General features: G+C 38.2%; 18 protein-coding genes. 15 read left to right on the forward strand and 3 right to left on the reverse strand.

All coding sequences use genetic code 11. From position 1 onward, the window contains the following. Positions 1–267: 267 nt before the first annotated feature. The 10 genes from mbcS (at position 268) to V7068_RS20405 (ending at position 10,553) form a co-directional block, all read left to right on the forward strand. Positions 268–1,857, forward strand: coding sequence for an acyl-CoA synthetase MbcS (gene mbcS / locus V7068_RS20360; RefSeq protein WP_499714303.1), 1,590 nt, complete (start codon positions 268–270; stop codon positions 1,855–1,857). A 375-nt stretch (positions 1,858–2,232) separates the two neighbouring features. Continuing rightward, positions 2,233–3,162, forward strand: a complete 930-nt coding sequence (gene rarD / locus V7068_RS20365; RefSeq protein WP_499714304.1) for an EamA family transporter RarD — start codon at positions 2,233–2,235, stop codon at positions 3,160–3,162. Positions 3,163–3,246: 84 nt separating this feature from the next. Further along, on the forward strand, positions 3,247–4,257 hold the full coding sequence (gene sppA / locus V7068_RS20370; RefSeq protein WP_499714305.1) for a signal peptide peptidase SppA: 1,011 nt from the start codon (positions 3,247–3,249) through the stop codon (positions 4,255–4,257). Between the two features lie 11 nt (positions 4,258–4,268). Next, entirely contained in the window at positions 4,269–4,802 is a 534-nt protein-coding gene (locus tag V7068_RS20375) for an RDD family protein (RefSeq protein ID WP_499714306.1), read from the forward strand. A 194-nt stretch (positions 4,803–4,996) separates the two neighbouring features. Further along, positions 4,997–5,689, forward strand: a complete 693-nt coding sequence (locus V7068_RS20380; RefSeq protein WP_499714307.1) for a DUF2953 domain-containing protein — start codon at positions 4,997–4,999, stop codon at positions 5,687–5,689. A 15-nt stretch (positions 5,690–5,704) separates the two neighbouring features. Further along, positions 5,705–6,160, forward strand: coding sequence for a GerW family sporulation protein (gene ytfJ, locus V7068_RS20385; RefSeq protein WP_499714308.1), 456 nt, complete (start codon positions 5,705–5,707; stop codon positions 6,158–6,160). Between the two features lie 195 nt (positions 6,161–6,355). Next, positions 6,356–6,856, forward strand: coding sequence for a thiol peroxidase (gene tpx / locus V7068_RS20390; protein WP_499714309.1), 501 nt, complete (start codon positions 6,356–6,358; stop codon positions 6,854–6,856). A 233-nt stretch (positions 6,857–7,089) separates the two neighbouring features. Then, the gene (locus V7068_RS20395) at positions 7,090–8,085 is read left to right on the forward strand and encodes a class I SAM-dependent methyltransferase (protein WP_499714310.1); all 996 of its coding nucleotides are present in this window, start codon (positions 7,090–7,092) and stop codon (positions 8,083–8,085) included. A gap of 167 nt (positions 8,086–8,252) precedes the next feature. Continuing rightward, the gene (locus V7068_RS20400; RefSeq protein WP_499714311.1) at positions 8,253–9,458 is read left to right on the forward strand and encodes an acetate kinase; all 1,206 of its coding nucleotides are present in this window, start codon (positions 8,253–8,255) and stop codon (positions 9,456–9,458) included. Positions 9,459–9,713: 255 nt separating this feature from the next. Continuing rightward, complete coding sequence (locus V7068_RS20405; RefSeq protein WP_499714312.1) at positions 9,714–10,553, forward strand: EcsC family protein; 840 nt, start codon at positions 9,714–9,716, stop codon at positions 10,551–10,553. A gap of 337 nt (positions 10,554–10,890) precedes the next feature. Here the strand turns inward: V7068_RS20405 and V7068_RS20410 are convergent, their stop codons facing one another. Continuing rightward, entirely contained in the window at positions 10,891–11,205 is a 315-nt protein-coding gene (locus tag V7068_RS20410; protein WP_375349103.1) for a hypothetical protein, read from the reverse strand. 218 nt (positions 11,206–11,423) lie between these two features. Between V7068_RS20410 and V7068_RS20415 the strand changes: the two genes are divergently transcribed. Together V7068_RS20415 and argH are read left to right on the forward strand one after the other, a co-directional pair. After that, the gene (locus tag V7068_RS20415) at positions 11,424–12,629 is read left to right on the forward strand and encodes an argininosuccinate synthase (protein ID WP_499714313.1); all 1,206 of its coding nucleotides are present in this window, start codon (positions 11,424–11,426) and stop codon (positions 12,627–12,629) included. Continuing rightward, positions 12,626–14,005 (forward strand): argininosuccinate lyase, encoded by a 1,380-nt coding sequence (gene argH / locus V7068_RS20420; protein WP_499714314.1) that lies wholly within the window; start codon positions 12,626–12,628, stop codon positions 14,003–14,005. The genes V7068_RS20415 and argH overlap by 4 nt, the downstream gene beginning before the upstream one ends. A 121-nt stretch (positions 14,006–14,126) precedes the next feature. Here argH and V7068_RS20425 read toward each other — a convergent pair whose 3' ends face one another. Together V7068_RS20425 and V7068_RS20430 are read right to left on the reverse strand one after the other, a co-directional pair. Further along, a complete protein-coding gene (locus tag V7068_RS20425) occupies positions 14,127–14,570 on the reverse strand; it encodes a universal stress protein (RefSeq protein ID WP_499714315.1) in 444 nt (147 codons plus the stop codon). A 99-nt stretch (positions 14,571–14,669) separates the two neighbouring features. Then, positions 14,670–15,767 carry a M24 family metallopeptidase gene (locus V7068_RS20430; protein ID WP_499714316.1) on the reverse strand — a complete coding sequence of 366 codons (1,098 nt, stop codon included), beginning with the start codon at positions 15,765–15,767 and terminating at the stop codon, positions 14,670–14,672. A 124-nt stretch (positions 15,768–15,891) separates the two neighbouring features. Here V7068_RS20430 and V7068_RS20435 point away from each other — a divergent pair, with 124 nt between their 5' ends. From V7068_RS20435 to V7068_RS20445, 3 genes are all read left to right on the forward strand, one after another. Next, on the forward strand, positions 15,892–16,572 hold the full coding sequence (locus V7068_RS20435) for a metal-dependent hydrolase (RefSeq protein WP_499714317.1): 681 nt from the start codon (positions 15,892–15,894) through the stop codon (positions 16,570–16,572). A gap of 86 nt (positions 16,573–16,658) precedes the next feature. Next, a complete protein-coding gene (locus tag V7068_RS20440; RefSeq protein ID WP_127761636.1) occupies positions 16,659–16,889 on the forward strand; it encodes a hypothetical protein in 231 nt (76 codons plus the stop codon). A gap of 67 nt (positions 16,890–16,956) precedes the next feature. Then, positions 16,957–18,276, forward strand: a complete 1,320-nt coding sequence (locus tag V7068_RS20445; protein ID WP_119116848.1) for a CBS domain-containing protein — start codon at positions 16,957–16,959, stop codon at positions 18,274–18,276. Positions 18,277–18,361: the final 85 nt, after the last annotated feature.

Below are 18,361 nucleotides of genomic sequence, written 5' to 3' on the forward strand. Positions count from 1 at the left end.
ATATGTAGTATTTTGGTATAAAAACAATTAATTAGGAAAATTCGGAATTATTATTGAAAAAAATGTAATTTATGGTAAAATATTTGTATATAAGTAGGGAGGTGTTGAAAACAAACTAAACCAAATTGAAATAAGTAAGTTCATATACAATAGCAAATAATTATTTTAAAATTTACAGGAAATTAGTGTATAATAAAATTATGACCAGGTATAAATATTAAGTTATAGTAACACATATATAAGTTTGCTATTAGAGGGGGAAACGGAATGAAACGCGAGCATTTATTAGCACCGCAACAATATAACTTAGTTAGTGAAGTAGAAAAGTTTGCAGCAGATCCGGCAAAAGTTGCTCTATTATGGGAAAATGAATCTGGTGATAAAAAAACAACGACTTATACTGAATTGATGAAAAATGCTAATAAATTTGGTAATACCTTCCTAAATCAAGGGCTGCAAAAGGGAGACACAGTACTTGTTATTATTCCTCGTTTAGTAGAAGCGTACCAAGTGTATCTCGCGGCTTTGAAAATCGGTTTAGTTGTCATCCCATGTTCAGAAATGTTCCGTGCTAAAGATTTACAATATCGCCTTAATCATGCAGAAGTAAAAGCGATTATTAGCTATGAGGAGTATACAAATCAATTTAATCAAATTGAAGAGAACGACTCTATTTTAAAATTTGTTGTTGGACAACAACAAGAGGGCTGGTTACCTTTACAAGAACTAGCTGAGACAGCTTCGTCAGAACTAGCGTTAGCTGATACGAAGGCTGATGATATGGCCTTTTTATCATATACATCAGGCACGACAGGAAATCCAAAAGGTGTTGTACATACTCATGGCTGGGCTTATGCTCATCTAAAAACGTCTGCTGCAAATTGGTTAGGCATTAATGAAAATGATGTAGCATGGGCAACGGCTGGGCCGGGATGGCAAAAGTGGATTTGGAGCCCGTTTTTAGCAATACTTGGTTCTGGAGCGACAGGATTAGTGTATCACGGTAGATTTGAACCGGAAAAATATTTGCAACTTCTAGAAGACTATAAGGTAAATGTATTGTGCTGTACACCAACAGAATATCGATTGATAGCAAAAGTCGATAATTTAGAAAAATATAATTTATCTCAGTTGCGCAGCGCTGTATCTGCAGGAGAACCATTAAACCAAAAAGTATTTGAAGTATTTAAACAGCACTTTAATGTCGAAGTACGTGATGGATATGGTCAAACGGAAAATACATTGCTGATTGGTGTTACAAAAGGAATGGAAATTAAACCAGGGTCAATGGGGAAACCAACTCCAGGTAATACGGTAGAAATCATTGATGAAGATGGTAATCCGTGTCCAGTTGGAGTAGTAGGAGACATTGCTGTTCACGTGGATACTCCTGCCCTATTTAAGAATTACTATAAAGATCCAGAACGTACAGCTATGCAGTTCCGTGGTGAATATTATATTACGGGAGACCGTGCGAAGAAGGATGAAGAAGGTTATTATTGGTTTGAAGGGCGTTCTGATGATATTATCATTAGTTCAGGCTATACAATTGGGCCATTTGAGGTAGAAGATGCTCTAATCAAGCATCCTTTTGTAAAAGAATGTGCGGTTGTAGCTTCACCAGATGAAGTACGCGGACATATCGTAAAAGCTTTCGTTGTGTTGCGAGAAGGTGTTGACTCTAGTGCTCCAAATTTAGTAAAAGATTTGCAAGAACATGTAAAAGAGTTAACAGCTCCTTATAAATATCCACGAAAAATTGAATTCCTTGATGATCTACCAAAAACGACATCTGGAAAAATTCGTCGTGTGGAATTACGTCAACAAGAGGAGTTATTAGCTCAATCTAACTCATAAAGTATTGGAAGCCGCCAATTTTGATATTGGTGGCTTCTTTTTGAAATCATATAGATAAACTTCCACCAGTGAAGCCTTATTGATGGTTAGTCACGTTTTGGGAGTAGTAAACAGTCCTCATGTATCTTATTGGAAATGGCAAGCGTTTGCTTAGGTGAGGAGTTTCCACAATGAGAGGTTGGGAAGACTAATAGCCAGTGAAAGGCAGTGTACACTTACGCCCGCTGGGAATTGCATGGAGGTACACGGATTGACTGAAATAGAATAGGACTAGCTGAATGATTAAAGACTGAAGTCGTGATGACAGTCATAGATGATAAAATCGTCTATAATAAAATAGGTTAAAAATTAATGTTTGTAGGAAGAAGGCTTAGAATGAAACTGGATCAAGAAAAGGAAGGCATTATATACGCAGCGCTTTCTTATATAATTTGGGGAGTTGTAACGATTTATTGGAAACAATTACAGGAGGTTTCCTCAGGAGAAATTTTAGCCCAACGAGTGTTTTGGTCTTTTCTGTTTATGGTGGTTTTATTAATCATGACGAAAAAATGGAGGGCCTTTATTACGTATGCAAAAGAAATTGTACGAACTCCTAAAAAGTTTTGGGCGTTATTTATTGCTTCTGTTTTAATAAGTGCTAATTGGGGTGTGTTTATTTGGGCTGTAAATGCAGGAAGAATTTTAGAAACGAGTCTTGGATATTATATTAATCCGCTCGTTAGTGTGTTATTGGGAGTGCTTGTATTAAAGGAACAATTAAGTCGTGCTCAAACGTTTGCCTTTATGCTTGCGGGCGTAGGTGTTCTAATTTTAGGGATTCACTTTGGCTCGATTCCATGGGTTTCGCTTGTGTTAGCTATTACATTTGGTTTATATGGATTAGCTAAAAAAATGATTCAAACGGAAGCAGCAATTGGACTAACTCTGGAAACAGTTATGATGGCACCGATTGCATTAGGGTACTGGATGTATTTAATGATTCAATCAGAGTCTCGATTTTTCGATTCTAAACCAACAAGCCTTTTGTTAATTGGCGGCGGAATAGTCACTGCCCTACCTCTTCTCTATTTTGCAAAGGGCGCTCAAAAAGTGTCGTTATCTTTACTAGGTATTCTTCAATATATTGCTCCAACCTTATCGTTATTGATTGGTGTGTTTGTGTATCATGAAACGTTTACGAAAGCGCATATGCTGGCGTTTTTATTTATTTGGTCTGCGCTCATTATTTATACGCTTTCTGTGACAAAATGGGGAAAAGCAACCGCAGCAAAAATGAAGAAGCATGGAAAAATGGGAGCATAAAGGGATATAAATATTGATTTGAAACTTTTTTAAGAGGGATTCGTATATACTAATGGATAGTACATAATAAAGGGAGGAAAGCCAATGAATGGGAAACGTTGGGCAGCTTTAGGGATTGCTGCTTTACTTTTTTTCGTATCTATAGGAGTGAGTGCCGCTACATTCTTTTTTTCAGCTGATACGAAAAGTGTATTTGAAGATCTTTTTGCTACGGGAGAGAGTAGTTTTTACGAAGAAGTAGTAGAAGGTGACGATGTATTTAATAAAATTGCCATCTTTGATGTGGAAGGGACGATTTTAGATACAGGAGAGGACTATTCTATTTTTGGAGCAGGAAGTACATACAATCATCGTTCGTTCCTGAAGAAATTGGATATGGCAGCAGAGGATGATACGATTAAAGGGATTATTTTACGAGTGAATTCTCCTGGTGGGGGCGTGTTAGAAAGTGCGGAAATCTATGATAAAATTTTAGCGCTTAAGGAAACGGGGAAACCTGTTTATGTATCGATGGGGTCGATGGCAGCCTCAGGCGGATATTATATTTCTGCTCCGGCAGATAAAATTTATGCAAGTAATGAAACGTTAACAGGTTCACTTGGTGTTATTATGCAAGGGTATAATTATGAAAAATTGGCAGAGAAGTACGGTGTAGAATTTGAAACCATTAAAAGTGGACCGTATAAGGATATTATGAGTCCAACACGTGAAATGACAGCGGAGGAACGAAAAATTTTGCAATCGATGGTAGACAATATGTATAACGAGTTTGTTCGGGTGATTGCACAAGGTCGTGGCATGTCAGAGAAAGAAGTCCGTAAACTTGCGGATGGCCGCATTTATGATGGACGTCAAGCGAAACAAGTTGCATTAGTCGATGAAATCGGTCGTTTGGATGACGTAATTGCCGGAATCAAAACAGATTTGAAGTTAAAAGATGCACAAGTCATTCGTTATACAGATGAAGCAAACTTGAGTTCATTCTTAAGCATGAGTGCTCAAAAAGTAATGGGAGTAGATGCGGAAACGGCGATTTTAACAAAGGTCCTCACATCTTCTAATTCTCCACGTCTCATGTACTTATATGCGGAATAGGAGGCGTTAGGATGACGGAACAAAATAATCCAAATCAGGAAGAGTTACTCCATTCCACGGAAGTAAACGATAATGAAAAAATGGCTATTTCAATACCGATTCAAGAAGATATTCAAACAAGTGAACCTGCATCTTTTGAGTTTGCGGGTTTTTGGATGAGATTTTGGGCGTATCTAGCGGATTTACTCATCATCGGTAGTTTAAATAGAATCTTGATTCATCCGATTTTCACCTTAATGGATCAGGGGGATAGCTATTCCTTTTTATCTGGAGAAGTAATTTGTACGACGATTGTATTTTATTTATATTTTGTGCTGATGACAAAGTTTTTCCGCCAAACGCTTGGTAAGATGATTTTTGGCTTGCAGGTGGTTGCTTTAAAAGAAGAACATATGACGTGGGGAACGCTCTTATTTAGAGAATGTATCGGTCGTTTTATTTCGAAGTTTACTGTCGTTGGTTATCTCATTGTTGGGCTATTGCCAAGAAAGCAAGGATTGCATGATATTTTCGCTGATACGAGTGTTGTGTTAGTAAAACGATAATAGAAGAAGGACTCTGGTACTTTAGTGTCGGAGTCTTTTTTAGCTTCATTAAACAATATGATGGATAACACGATTTTTTGACCTCTTTGTGTGAGGTTGCTCTAACTCCAGGAAACGAGAGGGAAGTGCGCTTTTCTGACGTTTATTTTCATCTCCTCTAGGAGATAATGGAGGGCTGAAGGGGTGTTGAGCGGATGAAGTGGGTGCTGTTTGTAGGTCTTTTATTAATTGCTCTATTAGTACTGATTATAATTACGAAGATTAAGGTAGTATTCCGTTACCAACATGCTCATACGAATGACGAATTGGTGTTGAAATTATCCGCATGGTTTGGGTTGCTTCGATATACGGTGAAGGTACCTGTTATTCAAGTAGACGCGGACTCCGCTTCGGTCAAGGTGAAGGAAGAAAAAGGAACGAGCAATGAAACAAAACAAGAGGAAAATATGCGCTTTACGCCGAAAGAACTTATTCATTTTTTGCAGGATATAAAAAGTATGCTTGAGCATGTAGTTAATTTTCATAAGATTGTACGAAAGTTTCTTAGAAAAGTTCAAGTCAAACAGTTTGAATGGCGCAGTGTGGTTGGAATGGGAGATGCTGCTCATACAGGAGTGGTTGTGGGAGGATGTTGGACTTTAAAAAGTACCATTATTGGTTTATTAACGAACTTTTTACGCTTTCGGGTTATGCCTATTTATTCAATTACACCGGATTTTCAAAGTCATCGAGCAGAAACATATATTTCTTGCATATTCCAATTTCAAATCGGGCAAGCTATCTTGACTGGAATCAAAATGCTTCGCTATTGGAAAGGTTCTAAAGTGAAGTTTAAATCGAAAACATTGGCGAAGCTAACGAACAATTCCAACAAACAATCGATGTAGAGTGGAGGAATTTACATGTCAGATCATCCGATTCAAGGCTTAATGACAGCTGCAATGGAAAATTTGAAAGAGATGGTAGATGTTAACACCATTATTGGTGATCCAGTGGAAACTCCGGATGGAAGTGTTATTTTAACTGTCTCAAAGGTTGGTTTTGGCTTTGCTGCAGGTGGTAGTGAATTTACTCTTGATAATAACGGTCAAGGTCAGCAAGGCTCTTCTAAACAGCCATTTGGTGGCGGTAGCGGGGGCGGTGTCTCCATTACTCCTATTGCATTTCTAATCGTTGGTTCTTCAGGAGTCAAAATGATTCATCTTGATGAGGGAACACATTTGCTAGAGAAAATGTTAGATTTAGCACCGCAAGTTGTAGATAAAATCCAATCAATGATGTCAAAGAATGATTCTAAAGCTAAGACACAACAAGCAAAACCAACACCACCAACACCAAAGCAGGAATTAGATTTTTAACGATGACTCGGCATAAGCCGGGTTCTTCTTTTTTGAGAAAATCCCTACAGTATTCCTTAAAAGATAGCGACGCTTTGGAAGAAAAAAAGCGTCGCTGCTAGCCGCGTATCTCATACTTTTCTTATTAATTGCAAAAATACGGTAAACCCCCTATTATTAAATTTGTACATATAGTCTATAAAGGAGGAATAGAAAATGGCAACAGTTACATTTATTAATAATCCGATTACTTTAGTTGGTACAGAAGTAAAGGTAGGAGATAAAGCACCAAACTTTACGGTGTTGGCTAACAATTTGACACCTGTTTCTTTAAGTGATTCAAAAGGGAAAGTGCGTATTATTTCCGTTGTTCCATCAATTGATACAGGTGTTTGTGATCAACAAACAAGAAAATTTAATGAAGCAGCATCTACGTTAGGGAATGTAGAGGTATTGACGATTTCTGTCGATCTTCCATTTGCACAAAAGCGTTGGTGTGCAGCAAGCGGTTTAGAAAATGTTCAAACACTTTCTGATCACCGTGACCTTTCATTCGGGGAAGCATACGGCGTAGTGATGAAAGAGCTTCGTCTCCTAGCACGTTCGGTTTTTGTTGTTGATAGCAACGATGAAATCGTTTATGCAGAGTATGTTTCAGAAGGAACAAATCATCCAAATTATGAAGCAGCACTTGAAGCAGCGAAAGCCGCAAAATAAGTAAGTGAGGAAAGAGGTTGTCCCAAAGGATATCTTTGGTACAGCCTTTTTTTGAGTTTAAGATAAGCATTTCGGCATCCAGTGCAAGCAGCTTTCGGGGACTAATTAAGGCGCTCGCGTGTTATTTGTTGCAATGAAGAATTCTGCTAATCCATCTAAAACAACCTCTACGCTTGTATCCATTCGTTCTTCGCTATAAAATAGACAAAGCAGAAAACAGGAGGAATTATGAAGTGAAAATGACCCCAGTTGAACAATTATTTCAAGCATTCGATGAAACGACACAAATTTTACAAGAAGAACTTTCTTGCACATATTTAGATGCACTCGGAGAAACGGGTGAAAACTTTTTCCACGGAAAAGTTATTCAAGAAGAAGTAAGTGAATTATCGAAGAAGCGATTGACGAAGCATTGTGAGGCTTTTGCGCCTGAAAAATATAATAAAGAAACGATTCGTAAGGCTTATCAGCTAGCGATTTTAAAAGGCATGCAGCAAAATGTACAACCGAATCACCAGATGACCCCTGATGCGGTTGGCTTGTTCGTCAGCTATTTAGTAGGAAAGTTTACAAAAAATCAAAAGGATTTTACGGTTTTAGACCCAGCCGTTGGGACAGGAAACTTGTTATTCACGATATTGAATCAGCTTTCAGAGCAAGAAATTAATGCTTCTGGAGTAGAGATTGATGAGACGCTGCTAGCCCTTGCTTACTCAGGGGCTAATTTACAAGAGCATCCTGTTCAATTTTATAATCAAGATAGTCTAGAGCCGTTATTCATCGATCCTGTCGATGTCGTAGTGAGCGATTTACCAGTCGGGTATTATCCAAATGATGTGAGAGCCGCTGATTATGAATTAAAAGCGGATCAAGGTCATTCTTATGCACATCATTTGTTTATTGAGCAAAGTGTGCGGCATACGAAGGATGGAGGCTACTTATTTTTTATAGTGCCTAATAATATTTTTGTAACGGAAGAAGCACCGAAGTTGAATCAATATTTGAAATCCTCTACGCATATTCAAGGAATGGTTCAGCTGCCGCTTTCGATGTTTAAGAGCGAAGCGGCAGCAAAGAGTATCTTACTTTTACAGAAGAAAAAAGAGGGAATTGAAGCACCGAAAAAAGCGCTTCTTGTTCAATTGCCAAAGCTGTCGAATTTTGAAGCAACCCACTCTGTTGTGCAACAGATAGATGCTTGGTTTGAAACAGAAAAAAAATTTTTGTGAGCTAAAAAGCCAGTGCCATCAAGGTATTGGCTTTTTTTTAGGTATGCTTCATAAAAAAATTGTTTGGATGTATGCGCTTACCATGATAAAATTAGACATAATACTACACAAATAGAGACGACATACTGTAACAGTAGGCAAGCTATTATAGTAAAGGAGTGAATTGGATGTCTAAAATAATGGCGATTAATGCGGGCAGCTCTTCTTTAAAGTTTCAGCTTTTTGAGATGCCGAGTGAAACTGTAATTACAAAGGGATATGTTGAGAGGATTGGTCTGAAAGATTCTGTGTTTAATTTGACAGTTCGAGGACAAAAAGTAATGGAAACGTTACATATCCCCAACCATGAGGTCGCGGTGGAATTATTACTAGAGAAATTAATTCAACATCAAGTAATCAGCTCATTTGAGGAGATTAATGGAGTTGGTCATCGAGTAGTTCATGGTGGTGAAGTATTTAGTGATTCCGTGTTAATTACAGAAGAAGTAATTGAAGAGTTAGAGAGACTTTCAGAGTTAGCTCCTCTTCATAACCCTGCTAATATCACTGGTATTATAGCGTTCCAACGTATTCTAGGAGATACTCCAGCGGTAGCCGTGTTTGATACAGCATTCCATCAAACAATGCCAAGCAGCGCCTATATGTACAGTTTGCCGTATGAATATTACGAAAATTATGGAATTAGAAAATACGGGTTCCATGGCACATCCCATAAATATGTATCACAGCGGGCCGCTGAGATGATGGGACGACCTATTGAGGAAGTACGCTTAATTTCATGTCATCTTGGAAATGGTGCAAGTATTACGGCGATTAAGGGTGGGAAGTCAATTGATACCTCTATGGGCTTTACCCCGCTTGCAGGTGTAACAATGGGAACACGTTCAGGTGATATTGATCCAGCTCTTATTCCGTATATAATGGAGAAATCCGGGAAAACAGCGGATGAGGTACTAGATGTATTAAATAAGCAAAGTGGAGTTCTTGCTTTATCTGGTTTTTCGAGTGATTTACGTGACATTCAAGATGCAGCTAATGAAGGAGACGAACGGGCTGAACTAGCACTTGAAGTGTTTGCAGATCGTATTCATAAATATATAGGTTCATATGCTGCTAGAATGGGCGGAGTCGATGGGATTATCTTCACGGCAGGAATTGGTGAAAATAGCCATACGATTCGTGCTAGAATTCTAGAAGGGCTTGAATTTATGGGTGTATACTGGGATGAGGAATTAAATTTGATTCATGGTGAAGAAGCATTTATTAATTCATCTTTCTCTCCAGTGAAAATTATGATTATTCCAACAAACGAAGAAGTAATGATTGCACGTGATGCAGCTGCGATTGCTTCTCAACAAAAAGTTAATGTTTAAATCTTAGCCTTCTTTTCTTCTGGAAAGGAGGCTTTTTGTATGAATTCATTCCGTTTCATGTTTTAGAACTGTTAAATAATAATGAAGAACCTCCTAAAAGTATTCTGCAACATAGACAATTTTTTAAATTAGTAACTTTACTATGGTATACTACAAAAAAGTCCAATCATTTGCTGAATAGTTAATAAATGGTGATTTTGTTGAGGGATATAAGGCTGAAGCAGAAGGGATTCGGTTTAAAAGGAGGTTTCAACGATGGGATTGACCGTTCGTGAAGAGGCAATTTGGAATGAACTTAGCGTTTGGGAAAAGAAACTTTCACAGTATGAGTCAACAGATTTAGCGGTGTTATACGATAAATGGTTAGAGCTGACGTTTTCACTTCTTCCCGAAAAAACAAAAGAACAGTTTTTCACCAAGCTAGATAATTGGTTATTTCATTTACATGCCATTGTACAAAGCTCACAAATTCAGCTCGATGCAAGAGAAAGAATTTTAGCTTCTGCCCGTGTATTCGATGAACAGATTACAACCATTACAGATTTGAATCAGTTAACAATTGATCAGTTAAATTACATAGCCGATCAACAAATTGCGAAGCATCGGCTTTATTCTTTTACTCAAGGCGGAGCGAGTGGTTCGGGGGGGCTGCTCCTGCTTGGCGGGGATATTCCGGCGATGACGGTTATTAATGTTCGCATTGTTCAGTTGATTGCGATGACCTATGGGTATGAGGTGAATACACCGGTAGAGATGATGCTTGCCCTTAAAGTGTTTCATGCAGGGATGATGCCGAAGCGACTTCAAGGAGCGGCTTGGGAAGAATTAATTCAGGAAATGAAGCTTAAGGAAGATGATTATTTTTATGTCGGGGATGAAGAGTTAACGAATACAAGTTGGATGGAGCAACCATTAAAACAGTTGTTGAAAGCAGTAGCGATTTCGATGTTTCGTAAAAAGCAGTTTCAAGGTATCCCACTCATTAGTATGGCAATCGGAGCCGGTATGAATTATCAGGTGACCCGTAATGTTAGTGAATTTGCCCAAAAGTTTTATCAATATCGCTATTTGTATGAAAAACACCTTAAAGAGTAACTTGGAAAGAGAGCCCCTAGCGATTTGATATATGATGTAAGAATGGGAAAATACAATGTTATGAGGTGGCATCTTGCTTGAATTCGATATTTTTGATTTCCTCGTTTTAACTGTAGTTGTTGGAGCATTTGTTTTAGGGATTAATATACTCGGTGATATTTTAGCGAAGTATTTTAATTAAGTTGCCTTAATATTTATGCGGGATTTCTTTAGCAGATGGCGATGTTTAGTTTGGCATGTACCAGAGCTGGCGAAGATCTGTTTGTTCCTTCAGTTCCATTAGATATACTTTTTTCATACTATAAAGAGGCTACCTAAATTTTTTTAGGTAGCCTTCTTAAGTATGTCTTTTACTGCTTATATGTTGATTAGTACGATACCAAAGCCAGAGGTCGTTAATGATGGAAGCCATTTCAGCGATTTCTGTATTAAGTTCACAGGAACGGGAAAAGTTATTTTCATTCGAAAGTGCATCTTGTTTTTGATTAATAATGGATTCTAAATCACGTATTCGATCTGGAATGCTGCCGCGAATGTTTTCCCATTGCAGAAGAATTTGTTGTTGTACATCATGTTCATATTCATCCCAGTCTTGGTTAAGAGAGGGGAGAGCGATTCCAAGGCGTTCATCAAAGATAAATAATTCACTCATTGTGGCTGCTCCTATCTTGAATTTTTATAGTATTAGTGTACAATATTTTGGGCTGCACGACTATGGATTCAAGTGTTTAAAATTGTTAATAAATTATTATTTAAATTCCAAAAAAAGACCTTGCATTCCTTTTATAAAGCTAGTATAGTTTTAATCAGAGATTGAATAAAAATAACAACGTATGAATTTTTATTCACAACGAAAGGGACGATGAAAAAATGGCAAATCCAAAGATTGTTTTAGCATATTCCGGAGGTCTTGATACTTCCGTTGCAATTAAATGGTTACAAAATCAAGGGTACGATGTAGTAGCTTGTTGTTTAGATGTTGGAGAAGGAAAAGATCTTGACTTTATTAAAGAAAAAGCGATTACAGTTGGTGCAGTTAGTTCATATGTAATTGATGCGAAAGATGAATTTGCAGAAGAATATGCATTAATTTCTCTTCAAGCACACACTTTATATGAACAAAAATATCCACTAGTATCAGCTCTTTCTCGTCCACTTATTGCAAAAAAATTGGTGGAAGTTGCAGAAGCTGAAAATGCAGTTGCAGTAGCACATGGATGTACGGGAAAAGGTAATGACCAAGTGCGTTTCGAAGTTTCTATTAAAGCGTTAAATCCAGATTTAGAAGTTCTTGCACCAGTTCGTGAGTGGAAATGGTCTCGTGAAGAAGAAATTGAATATGCACAAGAGAATGGTATTCCTGTTCCAATCGGCTTAGCAAGTCCATATTCAATTGACCAAAACCTATGGGGAAGAGCAAATGAATGTGGAATTCTTGAAGATCCATGGGCAGCACCACCTGAAGATGCATATGAATTAACAACTGCTTTAGAAAATACTCCTGACACTCCAGACGTTGTGGAAATTGGCTTTGAACAAGGTGTTCCAGTTACACTAGACGGAAAGTCTTATAAACTAGCTGAACTAATTCTTGAATTAAATGCAATTGCTGGTAAACACGGTGTTGGACGTATTGATCACGTAGAAAACCGTTTAGTTGGTATTAAATCACGTGAAGTATACGAAGCTCCTGCTGCTATGACATTAATTAAAGCGCACAAAGAGTTAGAAGATATTACACTTGTTAAAGATGTAGCTCATTTTAAACCAGTTATTGAAAAGAAACTTTCAGAATTGATTTATGATGGTCTTTGGTTCTCTCCGCTTCGTAATGCATTGGTTGCGTTCTTAGCAGAAACACAAAAAACTGTAACAGGTACAGTACGTGTGAAATTCTTTAAAGGTCATGCGATTGTAGAAGGAAGAAAATCTGAGTACTCTCTATATGATGAGAAATTAGCAACATATACAAAAGAAGATGAGTTCGATCACGATGCAGCGGTTGGTTTCATTAAAATCTTTGGTCTTCCAACAGCAGTAAACAGCATGGTGAACAACAAGAAGGTGACAGTGTGAGCAGCAAACTTTGGGGAGGAAGATTTACAAAGTCTGCTGAAGAATGGGTAGACGAGTTTGGAGCTTCCATTTCATTTGACCAGGAACTTGTTCTTGAAGATATTCAAGGCAGCCTGGCTCACGTTACAATGCTCAAGCAGACTGGAATCTTACCAGAAGAAGATGTAAACAAAATTATTGCCGGTCTAAAAGGTTTACAAGCGAAAGCAGAGAACGGTGAATTAACTTTTAAGGTTGAGATGGAAGATATCCATCTTAATCTTGAAAGTATGCTAATTAATGAAATTGGTCCAGTTGGTGGAAAGCTTCATACAGGTCGCAGCCGTAATGACCAAGTTGCAACGGATCTTCACTTGTATTTACGCAATCAAACGAACGATGTTGTAAAGTTAATTAAAGGCTTACAAGAAGCGATTTTGGAACAAGCAAAAGCACATGTAGAAACGCTGATTCCTGGCTATACACATTTACAACGTGCACAGCCGATTTCGTTTGCCCATCATTTAATGGCTTATTTCTGGATGTTAGAGCGCGATAAACAACGCTTTACAGAAAGTTTAAAACGAATTAATATTTCACCGCTTGGTGCAGGTGCACTCGCTGGGACAACTTTCCCAATCGATCGTCATTTAAGTGCGGAATTGTTAGGGTTCGACGGTATCTATGAAAACAGTTTAGATGCAGTTAGTGATCGCGATTTTGCGCTGGAGTTTTTAAGCAACAGTGCAACGATGATGATGCATCTATCACGCTTTAGTGAAGAGATTATTCTATGGTCTAGCCAAGAGTTCCAATTCATCGAATTAGATGATGCTTTCTCCACAGGGAGCAGTATTATGCCACAGAAGAAAAATCCTGATATGGCCGAATTGATTCGCGGTAAAACAGGTCGCGTATACGGGAACTTAACGGGGTTATTAACGGTGTTAAAAGGTCTGCCACTTGCGTATAACAAAGATATGCAAGAGGATAAGGAAGGCGTTTTTGATACAGTTAAGACGGTTGTTGGTTCATTGAAAATCTTCGCTGGCATGATTTCTACGATGAAAGTCAGAACGGATGTTATGGAAAAAGCAACGAAAAATGACTTTTCCAATGCAACAGAACTAGCGGACTACTTAGCTTCAAAAGGAATGCCATTTAGAGAAGCACATGAAGTAGTTGGGAAGCTTGTCTTGTTCTGTGTACAACAAGGCTGTTATTTAGCAGATCTTTCATTAGAACAGTTTAAAGAAGCGTCACAACTATTTGAAGAAGATATTTATGTCGCTCTTAACCCATATGAAGCAGTTAAACGCCGTAACAGTGCGGGTGGAACGGGCTTTGCTCAAGTAAAACTTGCAATTGAAAAAGGCGAAAAGCTTTTACAAGCATAATAAAAAATCTCGCTGCCTTTTTGGTGGACGAGATTTTTTTATTTAATGATATAAAAACAAGCCTCTGGCTACCGGAAGGGTTCTAGAGGCTTATTTTTTATTTAAGGATTATTTATTTGGCTTATGCTTCTTCAGTACGGACAATCATAACGTCACAACGTGCGTGGCGAACAACGCTTTCAGATACACTACCAATTAGGAAACGTTCTACAACGTTTAGTCCTGTTGCACCACAGACAATTAAATCAATGTTATGTTTCTTCGGTAGGTCTTTTGAAATTTGTCCTTTAGGAGAGCCAAACACAATATCACCAACAACATTCGTTACGCCAGCTGCTTCTGCTTGTTCTCTGTATTTTTTAATCAAATCATTAGCAAATGTTTCTGAACGATCACGAATCGTTGTGTCATATGCTTCAACTGTTGGGTAATTTCTTGTGTCAATTACGTGAGCTAAAACGAGTGTAGCATCGTTATTTTTGGCAATCGTAAATGCTTTTTGTAGTGCCCATTCTGCTTCTTGTGAGCCGTCAACAGCTACTAAAATGTTTTTATAAGTACTCATAGTAATAATCCCCTCTCCCTTTTATACTCCTATTATACAGTAAAAATTATGGATGATTTGTAACAATTTAGTGAATTTTGAAAGCGCCTTATTATTCAATTATTGAATGATTTGTAGCGCTTTCGGATACTTTGTTAATATTTCACAGCCTTTGTCGGTGATATAAATATCATCTTCAATACGAACTCCTGCTATGTTTGGTACATAGATGCCGGGTTCAATTGTATACACCATTCCTTGTTGTAAGACAAGTTCATTTGTTTCGGTTAAGGATGGGTATTCATGAACGCTGAGGCCAAGACCATGACCGAGGCGGTGCGGGAAGTAGGTACCATATCCTTTGTCGCGGATGATTGTTCGTGCTGTGATGTCGATGTCTTTGCATGTTACGCCTGGTTTACTTGCACTAATAGCGGCTTCTTGAGCTCTTCGGACGGTTTCATATATATCCGCTTGTTTGTCGCTTATATCGCCATAGGCAACTGTTCGAGTAATATCTGAGCAATATCCTTCATACACAATGCCTAAATCGAATAGGACAAGGTCACCCCGCTTTATTTTTGTCATTCCTGGTGTTCCATGCGGAGAAGCGGTATTTGTGCCTGTGAGAACCATAGTGGAAAAAGAAAAATCACGAACGCCGCTTTTTTTCATTTCATACTCAATGGCCGCAACGATTTCTATTTCTGTTTTTCCTTCTTTTATTTCATGAACACCAATGTCCACCGCCATGTCAGCCAGACGACAGGCTTCGCGTAAGTTGTTGAGTTCACTTTCTGTTTTAATCATGCGCATTTGACGTAATTTTTCCTCGACAGAAACGAGAGCAGGAGCTGCGAAATAGTGTGTGAGATGTTCAACTCTTTCGACGTTCAGATGTTCTTTTTGAATGGCTAAGTATGACAGTGTTAGTTTTCTTTTGCGCATAGATTCGGACATTTTTTCCCAAGGGTTTTCAATATCATTATAGCCAATAATTTCAGCGGTCCAACCGGCACGTTTCGCCTCTACGACCTCCATTTGCGGACACAAAAGGAAAGGCTCATGATTTTGAAAAATAACGAGGGCTAGCAATCTTTCGTGTGGGTCGCTTTGAAATCCACTGCAATAAAAAATCGTATCAGGTGCTGTTAGAAAAGCTGCGTCTAGGTTATTTACTTGCAACCAGCTTTGTAATTCGGTTATTCTATCATTCATAGAAATCCCTCCAAAAAAGTATAGATTTACCTTATCAAGAGATAAAATGAATGTAAATGTTAGAGGATTTGTAAGATAAAAAAAGAATATGTAAGAGGGACAAAAAGATAAGGAGTGTGGAAGAATGAAAGTATCTTTTCATGGACATGCCGTTGTGCAAGTTGAAACAAATGGGAAAACCATTTTATTTGATCCATTTATTACGGGGAATTCATTAACTGATTTACGTGTTGAGGATGTAAAGCCAGATGTTATTATTTTGACACATGGTCATAGCGATCATGTTGGTGATACGCTTGAGCTTGCAAAGAAACATGATGCACTTGTAGTGGGGATTGCTGAACTTGCGACTTATCTAGGCTGGCAAGGAGTACGTACTCACGGTATGAATATTGGCGGGAGCTATGAATTTGATTTTGGCAAAGTGACATTAACTCCTGCTTTTCATAGTACAGGTTATATGACAGAAGATGAGCAAATTATTTATCTAGGCATGCCTGCGGGAGTGGTTTTCTCAGCAGAAGGAAAAACGATTTACCATACTGGGGATACGGCATTGTACTCTGATATGAAGTTAATAGGCGATAAACATGCTATTGATTTAGCGTTTATTCCAATTGGTGATAATTTTACGATGGGGCCAGAAGATGCAGCCGTAGCAGCTAAACTATTGCAAGCTAAAACGGTTGTTCCTATTCATTACAATACATTCCCACCGATTAAACAAGATCCGAATCGCTTTCTTGAATTGTTGGAAGCAGGAAACGGTAGGATTATGGAAGTTGGAGATGTCATCGAGCTATAATTCAAAAAGCAGTCACGTTCTAAATGAATGTGACTGCTTCTTTTTTTATAAAACAAGCATATTTATGTAAAAAAAGGGGGAGTAGGATGAAACAGCGATTATTATTATGTTTGTTGCTATGTGGTGTGATGCTGTATTATGCGGTGCCGCGTTTGTCGTTACAAGCAGGGGGAGCGGAGAGTTTATTTGCGGCAAGCTGGCTCCTATTTGCTTTATGTACGATTGCTGGAAATTTAACGGCTTTATTATATTCACCGAAAGGAAAGCGTAAGCCAATAAAGAAAAAGGAATACAAAAAAATGCATCATTATTCCTAGGATTTGTGAAATTCGCTACTTCGCCTTATAATAAAAAAATAGGAATACCGTGAAAAGGGTGAAGAGCTTGGCTACTAAGCATGAACAAATTTTAAAATATATTGATGAGCTGCCGGTTGGAGAGAAAATTTCTGTCCGACAGATTGCTAAAGCATTGCATGTTAGTGAAGGTACAGCTTACCGTGCTATTAAGGAAGCTGAGAACCAAGGCTATGTAAGCTCGATTGAGCGTGTAGGCACGATTCGAATTGAGAGAAAGAAAAAAGAAAATATTGAGAAGCTAACCTTTGCAGAGGTTGTAAATATTGTAGACGGACAAGTGCTTGGTGGAAAATCAGGTCTTCATAAAACATTAAATAAGTTTGTCATCGGGGCGATGAAGCTTGATGCGATGATGAGGTATACGGAAGCAGGAAACTTATTAATTGTCGGAAATCGAACACAAGCTCATGAGCACGCATTAAAAGCTGGGGCGGCTGTGTTAATTACAGGTGGCTTTGATACAGAAGAGCATGTAAAAAAGCTGGCTGATGAATTAGAAATGCCTGTCATTTCGAGTACGTATGATACATTTACAGTCGCGACGATGATTAACCGTGCGATTTACGATCAACTAATTAAAAAGGAAATTTTGTTGGTGGAAGATATTTTAACCCCAGTTAACGAGACTTCCTTCTTAGCCTCGAACGATTGCGTGAAAAAATGGCATGAATTAAATCAGGAAACAGGTCATGGTCGATTCCCAGTTGTCGATGAGAATATGAAAGTGCAAGGTATTGTGACATCGAAAGATATTATGGGACAAGAAGAAGATACGTTGATTGAAAAAGTTATGACGAAAAACCCGATGACAGTAGGAGATAAAATGAGCGTTGCTTCTTCTGCGCATATGATGGTATGGGAAGGGATTGAATTACTTCCTGTTGTGAATGATAATCTTGTGTTACAAGGGATTGTTAGTCGTCAAGATGTTTTGAAAGCGTTGCAGATGAGTCATCGGCAGCCTCAAGTTGGAGAGACGATTGATGATACGATTACAGGGCAGCTTGTGATGTCCGAAAGTCGAGGGAAAGGTGAAGAGGTCTATAGCTACGGTGTTACACCCCAAATGACAAACTATTTAGGAACGATTTCGACTGGGGTGTTTACAACAATAGTTACAGACTCTGCGAACCGTATATTAAAAAACTATAAGCGCGGAGATCTAGTTGTTGAAAATATGACAATTTACTTCATCAAACCAGTTCAAATTGATAGTACATTAGATGTTCAGCCGCGTGTGCTAGATGTTGGGCGGAAGTTTGGGAAAGTCGATGTCGAAGTATTTAATCAAGGAAAATTGGTCGGCAAAGCGATGTTAACTTGTCAATTACTTGATCGATCATAGGAAAAGCGTAAGGTACTCGTTTATTAGTAATAGTGTTCGAACCTAATAGTGAACAAAGTCATATAACACAACAAAAAGGATAATC

This window comes from Bacillus sp. JJ634, assembly GCF_036962285.1.
GTDB classification, from domain to species: Bacteria; Bacillota; Bacilli; order Bacillales; family DSM-1321; genus Peribacillus; species Peribacillus asahii_A.

Excerpts from the sequence above, each read along its gene's own strand:
- mbcS (WP_499714303.1), top strand. The coding sequence starts at position 268 with ATGAAACGCGAGCATTTATTAGCACCGCAACAATATAACTTAGTTAGT.
- rarD (WP_499714304.1), top strand. The coding sequence starts at position 2,233 with ATGAAACTGGATCAAGAAAAGGAAGGCATTATATACGCAGCGCTTTCT.
- sppA (WP_499714305.1), top strand. The coding sequence starts at position 3,247 with ATGAATGGGAAACGTTGGGCAGCTTTAGGGATTGCTGCTTTACTTTTT.
- V7068_RS20375 (WP_499714306.1), top strand. The coding sequence starts at position 4,269 with ATGACGGAACAAAATAATCCAAATCAGGAAGAGTTACTCCATTCCACG.
- V7068_RS20380 (WP_499714307.1), top strand. The coding sequence starts at position 4,997 with ATGAAGTGGGTGCTGTTTGTAGGTCTTTTATTAATTGCTCTATTAGTA.
- ytfJ (WP_499714308.1), top strand. The coding sequence starts at position 5,705 with ATGTCAGATCATCCGATTCAAGGCTTAATGACAGCTGCAATGGAAAAT.
- tpx (WP_499714309.1), top strand. The coding sequence starts at position 6,356 with ATGGCAACAGTTACATTTATTAATAATCCGATTACTTTAGTTGGTACA.
- V7068_RS20400 (WP_499714311.1), top strand. The coding sequence starts at position 8,253 with ATGTCTAAAATAATGGCGATTAATGCGGGCAGCTCTTCTTTAAAGTTT.
- V7068_RS20405 (WP_499714312.1), top strand. The coding sequence starts at position 9,714 with ATGGGATTGACCGTTCGTGAAGAGGCAATTTGGAATGAACTTAGCGTT.
- V7068_RS20410 (WP_375349103.1), bottom strand. The coding sequence starts at position 11,205 with ATGAGTGAATTATTTATCTTTGATGAACGCCTTGGAATCGCTCTCCCC.
- V7068_RS20415 (WP_499714313.1), top strand. The coding sequence starts at position 11,424 with ATGGCAAATCCAAAGATTGTTTTAGCATATTCCGGAGGTCTTGATACT.
- V7068_RS20425 (WP_499714315.1), bottom strand. The coding sequence starts at position 14,570 with ATGAGTACTTATAAAAACATTTTAGTAGCTGTTGACGGCTCACAAGAA.
- V7068_RS20430 (WP_499714316.1), bottom strand. The coding sequence starts at position 15,767 with ATGAATGATAGAATAACCGAATTACAAAGCTGGTTGCAAGTAAATAAC.
- V7068_RS20435 (WP_499714317.1), top strand. The coding sequence starts at position 15,892 with ATGAAAGTATCTTTTCATGGACATGCCGTTGTGCAAGTTGAAACAAAT.
- V7068_RS20440 (WP_127761636.1), top strand. The coding sequence starts at position 16,659 with ATGAAACAGCGATTATTATTATGTTTGTTGCTATGTGGTGTGATGCTG.